Annotated in this window: 16 protein-coding genes; 11 read left to right on the top strand and 5 right to left on the bottom strand. The window is 44.2% G+C overall.

Features of this window, described 5'->3' with window-relative positions; genetic code table 11:
- Positions 1–60 precede the first annotated feature (60 nt).
- From ribD to ACNO7B_RS03685, 7 genes are all read left to right on the top strand, one after another.
- Positions 61–1,143, top strand: a complete 1,083-nt coding sequence (gene ribD / locus ACNO7B_RS03655; RefSeq protein ID WP_065459983.1) for a bifunctional diaminohydroxyphosphoribosylaminopyrimidine deaminase/5-amino-6-(5-phosphoribosylamino)uracil reductase RibD — start codon at positions 61–63, stop codon at positions 1,141–1,143.
- Positions 1,144–1,259: 116 nt separating this feature from the next.
- A complete protein-coding gene (locus tag ACNO7B_RS03660) occupies positions 1,260–4,022 on the top strand; it encodes an exosporium glycoprotein BclB-related protein (RefSeq protein ID WP_417901199.1) in 2,763 nt (920 codons plus the stop codon).
- A gap of 142 nt (positions 4,023–4,164) precedes the next feature.
- Positions 4,165–5,760, top strand: coding sequence for an ATP-binding protein (locus tag ACNO7B_RS03665; protein ID WP_417901200.1), 1,596 nt, complete (start codon positions 4,165–4,167; stop codon positions 5,758–5,760).
- A gap of 3 nt (positions 5,761–5,763) precedes the next feature.
- Positions 5,764–6,462, top strand: coding sequence for a response regulator (locus ACNO7B_RS03670; protein WP_035703640.1), 699 nt, complete (start codon positions 5,764–5,766; stop codon positions 6,460–6,462).
- A gap of 2 nt (positions 6,463–6,464) precedes the next feature.
- Positions 6,465–7,442 carry a tripartite tricarboxylate transporter substrate-binding protein gene (locus ACNO7B_RS03675; RefSeq protein ID WP_065459987.1) on the top strand — a complete coding sequence of 326 codons (978 nt, stop codon included), beginning with the start codon at positions 6,465–6,467 and terminating at the stop codon, positions 7,440–7,442.
- A gap of 191 nt (positions 7,443–7,633) precedes the next feature.
- Complete coding sequence (locus ACNO7B_RS03680) at positions 7,634–8,932, top strand: citrate:proton symporter (protein WP_008341779.1); 1,299 nt, start codon at positions 7,634–7,636, stop codon at positions 8,930–8,932.
- Positions 8,933–9,113: 181 nt separating this feature from the next.
- Positions 9,114–10,754: a M14 family metallopeptidase gene (locus tag ACNO7B_RS03685; protein ID WP_052321029.1), complete on the top strand. Its 1,641-nt coding sequence runs from the start codon at positions 9,114–9,116 to the stop codon at positions 10,752–10,754.
- Positions 10,755–10,817: 63 nt separating this feature from the next.
- Here ACNO7B_RS03685 and ACNO7B_RS03690 read toward each other — a convergent pair whose 3' ends face one another.
- On the bottom strand, positions 10,818–11,303 hold the full coding sequence (locus ACNO7B_RS03690) for a phenolic acid decarboxylase (protein ID WP_025206914.1): 486 nt from the start codon (positions 11,301–11,303) through the stop codon (positions 10,818–10,820).
- Positions 11,304–11,416: 113 nt separating this feature from the next.
- Here ACNO7B_RS03690 and ACNO7B_RS03695 point away from each other — a divergent pair, with 113 nt between their 5' ends.
- The 3 genes from ACNO7B_RS03695 to ACNO7B_RS03705 all read left to right on the top strand — a co-directional run bounded on the left by ACNO7B_RS03695 (position 11,417) and on the right by ACNO7B_RS03705 (position 13,712).
- Complete coding sequence (locus ACNO7B_RS03695; protein ID WP_417901201.1) at positions 11,417–11,974, top strand: PadR family transcriptional regulator; 558 nt, start codon at positions 11,417–11,419, stop codon at positions 11,972–11,974.
- A gap of 104 nt (positions 11,975–12,078) precedes the next feature.
- A complete protein-coding gene (locus ACNO7B_RS03700) occupies positions 12,079–13,185 on the top strand; it encodes a nitric oxide synthase oxygenase (RefSeq protein ID WP_417901202.1) in 1,107 nt (368 codons plus the stop codon).
- Positions 13,186–13,286: 101 nt separating this feature from the next.
- The gene (locus ACNO7B_RS03705) at positions 13,287–13,712 is read left to right on the top strand and encodes a hypothetical protein (RefSeq protein ID WP_417901203.1); all 426 of its coding nucleotides are present in this window, start codon (positions 13,287–13,289) and stop codon (positions 13,710–13,712) included.
- Between the two features lie 14 nt (positions 13,713–13,726).
- On the opposite strand, the gene ACNO7B_RS03710 is transcribed toward ACNO7B_RS03705, so the two are convergent.
- Positions 13,727–13,999, bottom strand: a complete 273-nt coding sequence (locus ACNO7B_RS03710) for an acylphosphatase (protein WP_039962563.1) — start codon at positions 13,997–13,999, stop codon at positions 13,727–13,729.
- A gap of 123 nt (positions 14,000–14,122) precedes the next feature.
- Between ACNO7B_RS03710 and ACNO7B_RS03715 the strand changes: the two genes are divergently transcribed.
- Positions 14,123–14,773: an MOSC domain-containing protein gene (locus ACNO7B_RS03715; RefSeq protein WP_417901204.1), complete on the top strand. Its 651-nt coding sequence runs from the start codon at positions 14,123–14,125 to the stop codon at positions 14,771–14,773.
- Between the two features lie 41 nt (positions 14,774–14,814).
- Here ACNO7B_RS03715 and ACNO7B_RS03720 read toward each other — a convergent pair whose 3' ends face one another.
- The 3 genes from ACNO7B_RS03720 to map all read right to left on the bottom strand — a co-directional run bounded on the left by ACNO7B_RS03720 (position 14,815) and on the right by map (position 16,260).
- Positions 14,815–14,952, bottom strand: coding sequence for a YflJ family protein (locus tag ACNO7B_RS03720; protein ID WP_008341771.1), 138 nt, complete (start codon positions 14,950–14,952; stop codon positions 14,815–14,817).
- Positions 14,953–15,086: 134 nt separating this feature from the next.
- Entirely contained in the window at positions 15,087–15,248 is a 162-nt protein-coding gene (locus tag ACNO7B_RS03725; protein ID WP_008341770.1) for a hypothetical protein, read from the bottom strand.
- A gap of 262 nt (positions 15,249–15,510) precedes the next feature.
- Entirely contained in the window at positions 15,511–16,260 is a 750-nt protein-coding gene (gene map, locus ACNO7B_RS03730; protein ID WP_008341769.1) for a type I methionyl aminopeptidase, read from the bottom strand.
- Positions 16,261–16,438: the final 178 nt, after the last annotated feature.

A 16,438-nucleotide genomic window follows, 5' to 3' on the forward strand; every position in this document is an offset into this window, starting at 1 on the left:
AATAGAACTCCTTCATTTTCTGAAGGAGTTCTTTCCCTTGAGAGAAGAAAGGAGCCCGAGATGAAAGACGATGTTTTTTATATGAAGCTGGCGATTGCCAACGCGAAGGCGATGAAAGGACAAACCTCACCCAATCCGCTTGTTGGTGCAGTGATTGTTCAGAGCGGTGAGATTGTTGGGATTGGTGCGCACATGAAGGCTGGCGAGCCTCATGCTGAAATTCATGCACTGCGAATGGCAGGAGAAAAGGCGAAGGGAGCTGACATGTATGTGACACTCGAACCTTGTACACATCACGGAAAAACAGGCCCTTGCACCGAAGCGATCATCAAAAGTGGAGTGAAGAAAGTGCTGATTGCCACCCAAGATCCGAATCCGGTTGTTGCAGGTAAAGGAATTGCTTTTTTGAAAAAGGCTGGAATTGAAGTGGAGCAAGGGATATGTAAACAGGAAGCAGATCGTTTAAATGCTCCTTTTTTTCATTTGATGCAAACAAACCTTCCTTATGTCATCTTAAAATCAGCTATTTCGATAGATGGGAAAATTGCCACGGCTGATCAAGAAAGCAAATGGATCACAGGAATAGAGGCGAGAACAGAAGTGCAGCGCTTACGTCAAGAAGCAGATGCGGTGCTGACAGGAGTGGAAACGATTATTCAAGATGATGCCGGCTTAATTGTAAAGGATTCATTCAACCATCAGCCCATTCGTGTCATTTTAGATTCAACATTAAGGATACCGCTTCATGCCAAATGCTTAACAGATCATAGGGCAGAAACCATAATTTGTACATCACAAGATTATGATCATCAAAAGTATCAACAGTTGATACAAAAAGGTCATCAAGTATTTGTCACAAGCGGAGAACACCGGACAGATCTTCAGGATGTGTTACACATGTTGAAGAAGCGCTCTGTGATGTCAGTGCTTGTAGAGGCAGGGGGCAGTGTGAGTGCGTCATTTTTAGAAGCATCACTTGTGAACGAAGCTGTTATCTATATGGCACCTTTGTTGATTGGAGGGAAAGATGCACCTACTTTTTTTGAAGGAGAAGGTGTGAAAAAACTAAAAAAGGCGATCCGTCCAGCGGATATTGAATATAGTATGGTAGGAAAAGATTTAAAAATGACGATGACATTTTAACGATGGAGAGAGGGCCTTGCACGTAGAGTGCAAGGACTTTCAAATTTTTTGATAAAAATAAAATTGTACATACACCTTTATCGATCATGATGAATACGATGGATTGGGGTGATTCTATGAGAAAATGTAGACAATGCGGAAAGATATACCCAACTCATTCGACAGACCACTACCAAAAAGGAAGCTGGTATGATGCGTATAAGGATGATGGCTGGGAATGTGATAGTTGTAAGAAAGGTAAATCAGACAAACCAAGGAAACCAGTAAAAAATCCATGCTGCGGAAAAGATCCTTGTGTGTGTGTCATTCAAGGACCGCCAGGGGGAAGAGGAAGAAGAGGCCCAGCAGGTCCGGCGGGTCCAGTAGGCCCTGCGGGTCCAGCAGGAGCAACGGGCGCAACGGGCGCCACGGGTGCCACCGGTGTAGGCTTAACCGGTATCGTGGCATTTGATCCAGCGGATGCCCCAACCTATCCAGAAGGTCAAGTGGTGACATTTGATGGAAGTACGTATGTGGCGAATACAGCTTCACCAACAGGTACGCCAGGTACGTCTCCAGATTATACATTGTTAGCAGCTGCGGGAGATACGGGCGCCACGGGTGCCACAGGAGCAACAGGAACCGGAGCTACCGGTGCTACAGGAGATACAGGAGCCACCGGTGCTACAGGAGCCACCGGAGATACGGGCGCCACGGGAGCAACAGGAACCGGAGCGACCGGCGCTACTGGAGATACCGGCGCAACTGGAGCGACAGGAGCCACCGGAGATACGGGCGCCACGGGAGCAACAGGAACCGGAGCGACCGGCGCTACTGGAGATACCGGCGCAACCGGAGCGACAGGAGCCACAGGAGATACGGGTGCCACGGGAGCAACAGGAACCGGAGCGACCGGTGCTACAGGAGATACAGGAGCCACCGGTGCTACAGGAGCCACAGGAGATACGGGTGCCACAGGAGCAACAGGAACCGGAGCGACCGGTGCTACAGGAGATACAGGAGCCACCGGTGCTACAGGAGCAATCGGAGCCACGGGTGCAACGGGAGATACGGGAGCGACTGGAATAACAGGAGCCACAGGAGATACGGGAGCCACAGGAGATACGGGAGCGACCGGAGTAACCGGAGCCACGGGTGCAACGGGAGATACAGGAGCGACTGGAGTAACCGGAGCAACAGGAGCAACGGGAGATACGGGAGCGACCGGAGTAACCGGAGCCACAGGAGCAACAGGAGATACGGGAGCGACTGGAGTAACCGGAGCCACAGGAGCAACAGGAGATACGGGAGCGACTGGAGTAACCGGAGCTACAGGTGCAACAGGAGATACGGGAGCGACTGGAGTAACCGGAGCCACAGGCGCCACGGGAGATACGGGAGCGACCGGAGTAACCGGAGCTACAGGTGCAACAGGAGATACGGGAGCGACTGGAGTAACCGGAGCCACAGGCGCCACGGGAGATACGGGAGCGACCGGAGTAACCGGAGCCACAGGTGCAACGGGAGATACCGGAGCAACCGGAGTAGGGTTAGCAGGTATTTTGGCATTTGACCCAGCAACAGCTCCAACCTATACAGTAGGTCAAGTGGTGACATATGAAGGTGGAACTTATGTCGTAAATACAGCACCACCAACCGGCACACCAGATACGTCTCCAGATTATACGTTATTGGCAGCCGCAGGTGTGACAGGCGCCACGGGAGATACGGGAGCGACCGGAGTAACCGGAGCAACAGGAGCAACAGGAGATACGGGAGCGACTGGAGTAACAGGAGCCACAGGCGCCACGGGAGATACGGGAGCGACCGGAGTAACCGGAGCAACAGGCGCCACGGGAGATACGGGAGCGACTGGAGTAACCGGAGCAACAGGAGCAACAGGAGATACGGGAGCGACTGGAGTAACCGGAGCCACAGGTGCAACCGGAGACACGGGAGCGACCGGAGTAACCGGAGCAACAGGAGCAACAGGAGATACGGGAGCGACTGGAGTAACCGGAGCCACAGGTACAACGGGAGATACCGGAGCAACCGGAGTAGGGTTAGCAGGTATTTTGGCATTTGACCCAGCAACAGCTCCAACCTATACAGTAGGTCAAGTGGTGACATATGAAGGTGGAACTTATGTCGTAAATACAGCACCACCAACCGGCACACCAGATACGTCTCCAGATTATACGTTATTGGCAGCCGCAGGTGTGACAGGCGCCACGGGAGCAACCGGTGCCACCGGAGATACAGGTCCAACAGGAGCAACCGGAGTCACAGGCGCCACAGGAGTCACAGGAGATACGGGTGCAACAGGGGCTACAGGAACAGGCGCCACGGGAGCAACCGGTGCAACGGGAGCCACAGGAGCAACAGGATCGAGTGCGATTATCCCATTTGCATCAGGTTTACCTGTCGCTTTAACAACCATCGCTGGCGGTTTGGTCGGGACATCTAGCTTGGTAGGATTCGGTAACTCAGCCACTGGTGTCAGTATTGTAGGCGGAATCATTGATTTAACCGGAGCAGCAGGAACATTGTTAAACATGGCATTCTCCGTTCCGAGAGCAGGAACCATTACGTCATTTGCGGGCTATTTTAGTACGACAGCAGCCCTTTCTCTAGTTGGCACAAATATTACTGTGACGGCTAGTCTGTTTGCTTCACCAACACCAGATAACAGCTTCACGCAAGTAGCGAGCGTTACATTGGCACCGGCATTAACCGGTATTTTAACGATAGGGGCTATTACAAACGGTATCGCTACTGGTTTAAGTGTACCAGTCACACCAGAAACAAGATTGCTTGTCGTATTCTCGGCAACAGCTACTGGTCTTTCCTTAGTGAATACTGTAGCAGGCTATGCGAGTGCTGGTTTATCCATCACGTAATAGGCACACAGGGATGACTCAATACTGAGTCATCCTTTTTTTATCTATGTGAATTTTCTCTTAACTTCATGAGAAAAAATGATATGATTTTCTTAGAGTCTATTCGGGTGAATCTACTGAATTAGGGGTTGTGGCGGTGAGGATGGGCAAAAGGAAAGTCACTTTACAAACAAAAATTTTGGGGTTAATTATTGGTCTTTTACTTGTTGTTATTGCCTTATTGACCATTTGTTTTGGTTTTTTGCAGACATCAGAAAGGCAGAGCCAAGCTGAACAGCTGGCGGTGCAAACTGCTAGAACGATATCTTATATGCCGCCCATTAAAACATCGGTGGCCACGGGAGATTCGCAAAATGAAGAACAGGCTGTGCTTGAACAAATGAAGGAGCAAGTAAGAGCACATGCCATTTTTATCACCAATCAAAAAGGAAAGGTTCTTTTTCATACGAATCATGAGGATGTAGGGAAAACCATCAGTGTGTCGGAAGGAAGAAGTACACTGCTATTTGGAGGAACTTCCATATCAATGGGTGATTCTGATGGTGAAACCGTTGTCAGAGGAAGTGCTCCGATCATGAAAGAAACAGGCAGTCATGAAGAAATTATTGGGACAGTCAGTGTCGAATTTTTAAAAAGAGATATCGATCAAGCGACAGCTCATCAACTCTTCAAATTAAGTTATATTGCCCTTCTTGTGCTCTTGCCTGGGGTTTTTGGAGCGATTTTTTTAACAAGGAGTATTCGAAAAGATATATTAGGGCTTGAACCGCATGAAATTGCTTCATTATATCGAGAAAGAGAAGCGATGCTGCATGCGATTAAAGAGGGAATCATTGCATTTGACCGTAAAGGTGCCATTACGATGATGAATACGTCAGCTGAACAGATGCTACGCGTCTCTTCAACGCTGCCTCTTCATATTGATCAAGTGTTGCCAAATGCCAATCTTCTTTCCTATCTAAAGGTAGAGACGATTGAACCTAACATAGAATCAGTCGTCAATGATAAAACCTTCGTGCTAAATGTCAAAAAAGTGGTGCAGGACAATCGAGTATTTGGAGGAATTGTGAGCTTCAGGGAGAAAACCGAGCTGACAAAGCTGCTGGATACATTGACAGAGGTCAGTCAATATTCAGAAGACCTTAGAGCACAAACACACGAATTTTCGAATAAGCTGTACGCTATTTTAGGCTTGCTTGAGTTGAAACAAGTGGATGAAGCCATTGAGTTAATTAAAGAAGAGTATACACTTCAAAATCGCCAGCATGATTTACTTATGAAACAAATTCGCTCTCCGAAGATACAAGCCATTTTACTTGGGAAGTTAGGAAAGGCATCCGAGAAAAAGGTTCATTTTCACATTGATGAAAATAGTTCATTGGAGCCGCTCCCAGCCCATTTAAGTTTATCTCACTTTATTACCATCATTGGCAATCTCGTAGACAATGCGTTTGAGGCTGTATTGAATAAAGAGAAAAGAGAAGTCAGCTTGTTCATCACAGATATTGGATTTGATACTATCATAGAGGTATCTGATTCAGGGGACGGTGTAGATGAAGGAGCCATTTCACAACTTTTCACAAGAGGACATTCATCAAAGGGAGAAGGGCGAGGTTATGGACTTGCCAATGTCAAAGAAGTGCTAGATGAACTTGGGGGCTGGATTGAAGTTGCGAACCAAAAAGAAGGCGGTGCCATCTTCACTGTTTACATACCGAAAGGCACAAAGGGGGAATAGGTTGTGATCAAGGTACTCATTGCGGAGGACGATTTTCGAATCGCTGCGATTCATGAATCTTATATACAAAAGGTACAAGGCTTTCAAATTGCCGGCAAGGCAAAGAGTGCAAAGGATCTGTGGGAGGCACTTCAAAAAGAACAAGCGGATCTCATTTTACTTGATGTCTACATGCCTGATGAGCTCGGCACGAACCTTTTGCCGCTGTTAAGAGAGCGCCATCCTGAAGTGGATGTGATCATTATCACGGCTGCAACGGAAACGATGCTGTTAAGAGACGCACTGCATTATGGAGTGGTTCATTATTTAATCAAACCAGTGACCGCCCAAAAATTCACGCAGGTTTTAACCGAATATAAAGAGAAGAGAGAGTTAATCAATTCAAAAGATGAAGTCAATCAAACGATGATTGATCTGTTTTTTGGTCAAATACAGGAAGAATCGCAACAAAAGGATGAGCGAGACTTGCCAACAGGCATTAATTCATTGACTTTGGACAAAGTGAAAACATTCATGGCAGCAGAGATGAACGGAATTACAGCGGAAGAACTCGGAGAAAAAATGGGCGCATCACGTACAACAGCAAGACGATACGTAGAGTATCTTGTGACAACGGGAGAATGCCGGGCAGAGCTGGCGTATGGAATCATTGGTAGACCAGAACGAAAATATTATCCCGCCAAAAAACAAACGGAGTCATAAAAATGAAAAAAGGAATACTCTTACTCATTTTGGTCTGTCTTTGTACAACGCTCACCTTTAATGAAAAAACAGCAAAAGATTCTTTCCTGGAGCACAGCCCATTATACATTGTGGTATCAGGTGTACCTGACGGCGGATTTGACCAAACGGCTCAAGTGATGAAAACCGTGTTAGAACAAGAAAAGCTAGTGGAAGAGCCTGTGCATATTCTTTATCAAAGAGGCGGAACGGTTGATAAAGGCTGGACCTATATGATGGAGCGAGATGCCAATTATATCAGTTTAAATTCAAGCTTATTATTAAGCCGTAATTTGCTGGGCAGCAGTAACGTGACCATGAATGATGTCACCCCGCTTGCTATTCTTGCGGAAGAGTGGCAGGTAGTCGCAGTGCCAGTTGATTCTCCTTTCTCAAATGGAAAAGAGCTATTACACGCACTAAAAAAGAAACCGGATTCCTTAAAAATTGGGTTTGCCCCGGACTTTGGAAATGATGATCAAATCTCATTCGCACGGGCTGCCGAAATGGCAGGGATAGATCCGTACCGCATTCAGTTTTTAAAATTTGACAGTGCAGATGATTTATTTCAAGCACTCATTGACCATGAGGTAGATGCGGCGACTACGACCATTACAGAGGTTCGCCATGATTATGAAAAGAAAAGATTGAAGCTCGTTGCGACCACAACGAATCAGCGTTTAGAAGGATTCAAAGACGTGCCCACTTGGAAAGAACAAGGGATTCCGCTTATCTTCTCTCATTGGCGTGGTGTGATGGGACCAAAGCAAATGAATCAGCACGACATTCGAGCATGGGATCAGCTTCTTCAAAAAATGACGCAAACGAAGTCATGGAAAAAGCAGTTAAAACAAAAAGGCTGGACAGGCCGTTATATGAATAGTAAAGAAGCAAAGGTCTTTATGGAAGATCAATTAAGGCAATATGAGCAATTTATACAAGGAGAACAAGCGGTCAAATGAGACCGCTTTTTTTCATGTAACCAACAAACAACAACGATTGCACAAAATGAACAAAAAGCATTTATCGACCAAAAAAGAATTAAAATTCATAATATTTACTTCAATTCAGACGTCAGATATCATGACAGAAAGGGTTGGAAATGGGATACCAACATTTAATGAAAGCGTATACAACATAAGGGGTGAACGAAATGTTAGCGATCTTAGGATTTCTTATGATGATTGTATTTATGGTTTTAATTATGACGAAACGTATGTCTGTTCTAACGGCATTGGTATTAACACCGATTGCATTTGCTCTTATTGCGGGTTTTCATTTTACAGAAATTTCAGACATGATTGTCAAAGGTGTACAGCAAGTTGCACCAACGGCGGTCATGATCATGTTTGCCATTTTGTACTTCGGGATTATGATTGATGCAGGTTTATTCGATCCAATGGTGGCGAAAATTTTAAAGATCGTCAAAGGCGATCCATTAAAAATTGTTGTCGGAACAGCCGTCCTGACGATGCTTGTCGCACTTGACGGTGATGGAACCACAACGTACATGATTACAACAACAGCCATGCTTCCACTATTTACACTGCTTGGCATTCGTCCGATTATTTTAGCGGGTATCGCCGGAGTCGGCATGGGGATTATGAATACGATTCCATGGGGAGGGGCAACACCCAGAGCGGCAAGTGCACTTGGCGTTGATCCATCGCTTTTATTTGGCCCGATGATTCCAGTCATTGGTGCAGGGGTTTTGAGCATGATTGTGGTGGCATACTTTCTTGGGAAGTCTGAAAGAAAACGTCTTGGTGTTATTGAGCTCGAACAGCCGATTCATGCAAATGAAATGGCAGCGGCACTGCAAGATGATATTAAGCGACCGAAACTTTGGTGGTTTAACCTGACACTGACTTTGCTTTTGGTTCTCTTGCTTGTGTCTGGAAAAGTAAGCTTAACGGTTCTGTTTGTTCTTGCCTTCTGTGTTGCCATTATCGTGAACTATCCGAATTTAGAGCAGCAGCGTGAGCGGATTGCGGCTCATTCAACCAATGTTTTGGCGATTGCTTCGATGATTTTTGCGGCAGGTGTTTTTACAGGCATCTTAACTGGGACAAAAATGGTTGATGAAATGGCGATTTCGATTGTTTCGGCTATTCCAGAGCAGCTTGGCGGGTTTATTCCAGTCATTGTCGCGCTAACGAGCGGGATCTTCACTTTCTTTATGCCGAATGATGCATACTTTTATGGGGTACTGCCGATCCTATCAGAAACAGCGGCAGCATACGGTGTCGATAAAATTGAGATTGCGAGAGCATCTATCATTGGTCAGCCGATTCATATGTTAAGCCCACTTGTTCCATCGACTCATTTACTTGTTGGACTCGTTGGGGTATCACTAGATCAGCATCAGAAATTTGGCATGAAATGGGCGGTTCTTGCAGTTGTCGCCATGACAGTGATGGCGGTTCTCATTGGGGCCATTTCGATCTGGTAATGAGAAGAGTGTCTGCTGCTCATGCAGGCGCTCTTTTTTAGGTCCTATTGCAGGGCAAGCTCCATTCATTTGCCCTATATAAAGACATGCATGATTCCTCCAAAAGATATATTTTTGAAAAATGCTGACACTTTTGCTGTTTTTTTCTTTATAATGCAAATCAACGAAGGGAGAGGATAGCATGTCCAAACAGAAAAGTACCATTCTTTTTGCTGCTGTATGCCTCATGGCAGGAAGTTTGTCGATGGTGACCCCAGCTTCAGCGAATGCAGAGACCCCTTATTATGGAAAAAGCTATGAGCAGCCAGCCTCGGTTCAAAAACTGTATCCTGAGCCTGACGAAACGTTTGATACCCCTGCTTTTCAGAAAAAAGGAAAAGCATTTACCACACAAGAAGAGCTTCAAGATTTTTTACGTGACATTGTCAGTAAAAGTCCTTACGCCACGCAGAAACAGATTGGAACATCCATTGAAGGCAGGTCCATTCCAGCCCTCTATTTTACAAAGGATCGCCACATCTCTCCACTGTCAAAAAAGCCAACGATCTGGCTTCAAGCACAAATACACGGAAATGAACCAGCCTCCGGTGAATCTGCCCTTGTCATCGCCAAACGACTAGCAGGTGATGAAGGAGAGCGTATACTGAGCCATGTCAACGTCATCATTGTCCCAAGAATCAACCCAGATGGTTCTTATGCATTTGACCGCAGACTTGCAAACGGAATGGATGGCAACCGTGACCACATGACATTAGAATCTCCAGAGCTGACAGCCCTTCATCAAGAATTTAATCGCTATGCGCCCGAGGTCGTCATTGATGCCCATGAATATGATGTCGGTCAAAAGCAGTTTGAAGATATCGGTGCAATAGGTGCTCTCAAGTATCACGATTTGCTGATATTATCCGGTAAGAATTTGAACATTCCTGAAAGCATTCGTTTCACGTCAAATGAATTGTACGTCAACGGAGTACGTGAAACATTGACGAATAAAGGATTTTCCAACGATTTATATTATACAAACACAAGAGGGAAGGACGGAAAGATCGACCTTTATGAAGGCGGAACCGATGCACGAATTGGCCGAAATGCCCTGGCGCTTTCACCAGCTTTATCATTTCTTGTAGAAAGTAGGGGGATTGGAATTGGCAGAGAGGACTTTACTCGGCGTGTGGCAGCACAAGTCACCACTCATGAAAAAATCATTGAGACAACAGTGAAGCATGCTAAGCAGGTGAAGCAGCAAATGGTGACGGAGCGGCTGAAACTTGTGAAAAAAGGTCTTCAACCAAATGATGATGATCAAGTAGTCATTCAAGATGCTTTCAAGGCGCCTGTGAACGATTCACTTGAAATGGTGGATATTGAGAAAGGACAAACCACCAATGTCCCGGTACGTTTTCATAGTGCAAGTGATGCGGTTCCTGTATTGACAAGAGAACGGCCGACAGCTTATCTTATTCTCCCAGGACATGAAGGAGTAGATAGAAAGCTCAGAACTTTAGGGTTAAAAAGTGTGACACTTCCTGTTGGCATGAAAGTGCCAGTTCAAGCCTATGAGGTGACAAAACGAGTGGAAACAAGCAAAACAGATATTCAGCTTGAAACGAGGCTCGTTGAAAAGAAACGTCAACTGCCAAAAGGAACAAAGGTATATGTGACTGCACAGCCAGAGACCAATTTGTTGTCACTTGCCCTTGAACCAGAATCAAAAGACAGCTATATGTCATCAGGTTTTATTGCATCAAAAGTAGGCGATGAACTACCAGTTTACCGATTCTTGTTATCTCAAAAGACGTTAGGTATAAATAAAAAGGACTAAAATCAAGTTCATTTTAGCCCTTTGTCAACCACCCTAGAAGCGGCACAGTGCGTGCCGCTTTTTCTATTTTCGTCCAGCTCTGATCTCATCTGTCAAACCTTCATACGGTGCTTCTGCGATAATCGTTTCATCGTTTACCCCAGCATGGTGGATGTACGTAATGTCTGCGAATTCTGGTACGACATATTTCGGATAGGTTTCATATTTTTCACGGGATTCTTTCATGAGATCGATATAGTCATTTTGATAGCAAACGGTGATATCTGGACGTTCATGCACCCATTTTGGGAAGAAAATGACGCCATGCATGCGTTTTTCCTCAGGCATAAAATTCAAAGACACGTCTGTCCCAGTCGGTTCCGTCCAGGAAACTTTGTATACCCCTTTTGTCAGTTTCACAATATTCACTTCTTGATCACGAACCCAGCGGCCTCCAACCATTCCGCTATGAATGCGGTAATCAATGGTGTGATCATTTTTAATGTAAATCTCATATTCCCAGCCATTTTCATACGTATAAATCATATGAAGTCCAACGAATTGATCCATGTTTATTCCTTCTTTCAATTAAAATGATGTTGTTTCAAACATGTCATGATTTACATGTTTATTTTAGGGTGTATGGTATACTATTGTCAAAGAATATGCGTTGGAGGCATGTCATGAGAGTACTGAAATATGCCATTCTTGGCTTACTAGATCAGCGTGAGCTGACGGGATACGATATGAAGAAACACTTTGAAGATTCCCTTGGACAGTTTTGGAGTGCGAAGCATAGTCAAATATACCCTGAATTAAAGCGACTAACAGAAGAGGGTTTTATTGAATTTGATATTCACATACAAGGAAAAAAGCTAGAGAAGAAGGTTTATCAAATCACTGATGCAGGAAAAAGAGAACTGCATCAGTGGTTAAGGGAAAAAGGCCCGATTCCAGACACAACAAAAGATGAATTTATGTTAAAAACGTTCTTTATCTCATCTATGGATCAAAAAGAAGCGGCCGGTCTCTTCTCACATCAGCTGCAGGAGCGAACAAAGAAAGTAGAGATGCTTGAACAGAAACTGAACATTTTAACAGAAGAAAATCCATCTGCCCAATCACTGCATTCAATACAATTCGGGCATTATTTAGTGCTGACAAGAGCAATTGAAAGGGAAAAAGGGTATGTTCGCTGGCTCCAAAAGACCCTTGAAGTCATTGATTCATCCATTGTCTAAGGACAATCGTCGCACGATATGATAAAAAATGGTTTGAAACAAGTGAATTTATCAATAGAAACCGCTACAATGGATATATTCGTATTAAAGTGAGGCGAGTATGTTTGAGTAACCAAGAAGCGTTGTGGAATGAAGCAGAAGCTTTTATTTCTGTATGCTATGAAGAATTAGGCAAGTCAAATGAAGAAAAAGCAGCACGTCTGCATGAAATAAAAAAAGAAATCGAGTCTGACGGTATGTATACTCATACGCAGGAAGAATTAGCTCACGGGGCAAAAATGGCATGGCGCAACAGCAACCGGTGCATTGGGCGCTTGTTTTGGTCAACACTGCATGTGCATGACTGCCGGCACGTGACAACAGAAGATGAGGTGAAAGAGGCACTCTTTCATCATATTGAGTATGCGACAAATGGGGGTAAAATCAAACCGTCCATTACCATCTTCCCACCAGAGAACAAGGGACAGAAGGAAGTCGTTATTTATAATCATCAGCTCGTTCGTTATGCGGGATATGAGTCGGAATATGGCATCATTGGGGACGAGGCATCACTTGAATTAACCAAGTTGTGTGAAGCGCATGGCTGGAAAGGCGAAGGCACGCATTTTGACCTTCTGCCACTTATGTTTCAGCTAAAAGATCAGCCGCCGGTTCTGTATGATCTTCCGAAAGAGATCGTTCAAGAGGTAGAGATCACTCATCCTGAATATGATGGGTTCGGTGATTTAGGACTGAAATGGTATGCTGTTCCGATTATTGCTGATATGAAATTAGAAATTGGCGGCATTCATTACAATGCGGCACCGTTTAATGGATGGTATATGGGAACAGAAATTGGCGCACGAAATCTAGCTGACGAAAACCGCTACAATATGCTGAAAAAAGTTGCTTCTATTTTAGGGCTCGATACAACAAAAAATTCGTCACTTTGGAAGGACAAAGCCATTGTCGAGTTGAATGTGGCGGTTCTTCATTCTTACCGGGAAGCAGGGGTGACCATTGTGGATCATCATACAGCTGCCCATCAGTTCAAACAATTTGAAAAACAGGAAGAAAAGGCTGACCGCAAGCTGACTGGCGACTGGACATGGCTGATTCCGCCAGTATCACCAGCTGCTACGCATATCTTCCATCGTCACTATGACAATACGATCGTGAAACCGAATTATTTTTATCAGGAAAAACCCTACCACGGGACGGAAAGAGCCTAGCGAAAAGCTAGGTTTTTTTTGTATGAAATGAGTCTTTTGAATGTTGTTTATTTTGGAAAATAATGGTTTAATGACGGTGAAATCAAAAAGGAGGAATAGAGATGAAAAAAATGACGTTGCTCATATTTTTGGCTGTATTCAGTTTCAACGGATTTCTACCAATAGGAAATGAAAGAGCTAAAGCAACGACTGGAGCAATGGTTCAGAATGACATCGTTTTAAAGGTGACAACCGATCGTTCAACTTATACTTCGCTTCATCCTCAGGTCAACGTCAACATGACAGCAACAACAAATGAAACACTTTATTATACAGCTGCTGTTCGAAAACTTACTTTCCCAGTGACACCAGTCTTTACACACGAAGGGTCTATCTCTGGACAAAACGCTTTCGCAGCACCTACTCGTTTATTACTTCCTAACAGTGGATCAGCCAACTATGATGTTCATGTGAGTCTCTACAAAGATGCTTCACGTACAACCTTGATTGGTTATTATGTTGCAAACCCATTTAATGTTGTGAAATAAAGGATACACATCAACTATCCTCTAATCCGAAAGTCTTGATAATGGGCGAACTTGGTGAGCGGCTCCATGTCCAAATGTGTGACTTTTGAAAAAGGACTGCCTTTACGGACGGTCTCTAAAAAGTCAAAAACCTCCTGCTGCTCTCCTTCTACTTTTAACTCCACGTGACCCTCATCTGTGTTGCGTACCCAGCCTTTTATCCCTCGATTGACGGCTTCTCCTTGAACAAAATATCGAAAACCGACTCCTTGCACTCGTCCTTTTACAATAGCGTGATAATGAACCAATGTCATCTCTCCTTTTTTCTCATCGTACCATAACCTGCCTCGTTCCTTCATGTACCGACTATGATTTGACTGTCAAACCATGTAAAATAAAAGGCAATCAGACAATCAAAGGAGATGGCGAGAGTGGGGCAGACAAGGTACGACATCGAAGGAATTCAAGTAGGACAACCTATCACCACCTATGTGAATGGTAAAGAAATCAAAACAGCCATCAACAAAAAGCGTATTCACGAGCCTGTCTATTTGAGTCAGCTCAATTTTGGTGGAGACGGACAAGGTGATTTGGTTCATCACGGAGGTTATGATAAAGCCGTTTGCGTCTTTCCATATGATCACTATACTTATTTTGAGCAATTTTTAGGGGTGTCGTTACAGGAGGCAGCTTTCGGTGAGAACGTGACCGTGCATCAGCTTGTAGAGACAGAAGTCCGTATTGGTGATGTATTTCAGTTTGGGGAAGCGATTGTTGAGGTCAGCCAGCCAAGACAGCCATGTGTGAAGCTCTCTCTTAAGCATGGAAACATGAAGCTTGTGAAGGAAGTTCAGCAAACGGGATATACCGGTTTTTATTTGCGTGTACTGAAAGAAGGAATGGTCTCTCCTGATGAAGCTCTTGTGTTAGTCGAAAAAGCGCCCCATCCCATCACAGTCCACGAAGTCAATGAAGTCAAATACCGTCAAGTAGATCAAAACAGGCTGAAAGCAGTTCTTGAAGTAGATGCCTTAGCAGATGTGGTCAGAAAATCTTTAGAAAAACGTGTTCAGCCCATATAAAAAAGCCGTACATCTGCTATGGATGTACGGCTTTTCAACATTTAAGAGCTCGTTTTCTTTTGCTCAAGAAGATTTGCAAGGAAATAAGTTTTAAAGCTTTGAAGCTTTCTTCCTTCATGCTTGGTCACACCAAGCTTCTTTAATTCTTCGACATACCAGCCTTTGCTACCATAATGCATGATAGAAAACTCCTTTCAATGGAAACTGCCTGCATTGTAACATCTCAAAAAAGGACGTGAAAAGTGTGCAGGTGTTTAGAAATGAAAACTGATTCTATCTGCCTATGATCCATGTATATGCTGGAAATGATCATTTATGAATTTGGCGGGTTGAGGGTAACGATGATCATGCCCACTGTCATAATCATGATGACAATCCCGAGGTAGGTCATCATGGATTGTTTTTTCTTAATACCTACAACCGTTAAAATAATACTTTCAATAAAGAAGATAACACCGATGATGATGAACCACATATCAAATAAGACCCCTTTCGCATATCTTTGCCTATTTTACCACAGGCATTTTTGTTTAGTCGTGACAGATTCGTGAAAGGGATTGCAGATTGTTGAGAAAGGGCTAAAATGAACTTGATTTTAGCCCTTTGTCTTCTCTTCAGCGTGATAGAAAACCTTTGAAGTCTAGGAAGGACGAGTACTGGCGCGCAGGACTGACACCGAATGCGAGGGTTTGTCTACACGCTAAAATCCCCTCCAGTGAAGGAGGGGACCCGCTTGCTTACAGCTTTGTTAAAATAATCGGTTCGTCTTTTGTGATCACAATCGTATGTTCAATCTGTGCGACCAGGCTCTTATCAGGTGTTTTAAATGTCCAGCCGTCATCCGCTTGATAAATCGACTCGGCATTTGTTGAAATGAAAGGTTCAAAGGCGATCACTGTCCCATTCTTAAACAAAGCATTATCGAATGGATCATAATAGTTCAAAATATGGTTAGGTGCTTCATGCAGGCTTTTCCCAATGCCGTGTCCTGTCAGGTTTTTAATGACGGTAAATCCTTGTTCTTTCGCTGTATTGTAGACCGCACGGCCAATTTGATTTTGTCTTTTACCGGCTTTCGCATGCTTTAATCCTTCAAGGAATGCATCCTCTGCACACTGGCATAATGCTTCAAGACGAGCATCTCCTGTACCTAAAACGAATGAAATCCCAGTATCGGAATAATATCCATCAAGCTCTGCTGAGATATCAATATTAATGAGGTCGCCCTCTTGTAAAATGGTTTTTTCACTTGGAATGCCATGTGCGACTTCATCATTGACACTGATGCAAGTCGTACCGGGGAAATCATATTCTTTTTCAGGAGCTGAATTGGCTCCATGTTCTTCTAATATTTTTTTCCCAATCAAATCTAATTCTTTTGTAGACATGCCTGGTTTCGCTTGGCTTTTCATTTCTTCTCTTGCCAAAGCGACAATTCGGCCGACTTTTTTTAAGGCTTCTAACTCATGATCATGTTTGACAATCACTGTTCATTCCCGCTTTCTATAACTTCATTCTATTCAATAGCTTACCACATTTTACGCCAAAAGAGTAAAGGCTGAGATTCGGGTGAGGTGTGGACAAATTGGTATAGATAACTAGATGTGCATATGATATATTTTTTATGAACATCATGAGAGATTTGTTCATGATGATGACGAAGGG

Source organism: Bacillus sp. AK25, assembly GCF_048270685.1.
Taxonomy (GTDB): domain Bacteria; phylum Bacillota; class Bacilli; order Bacillales; family Bacillaceae; genus Bacillus; species Bacillus altitudinis.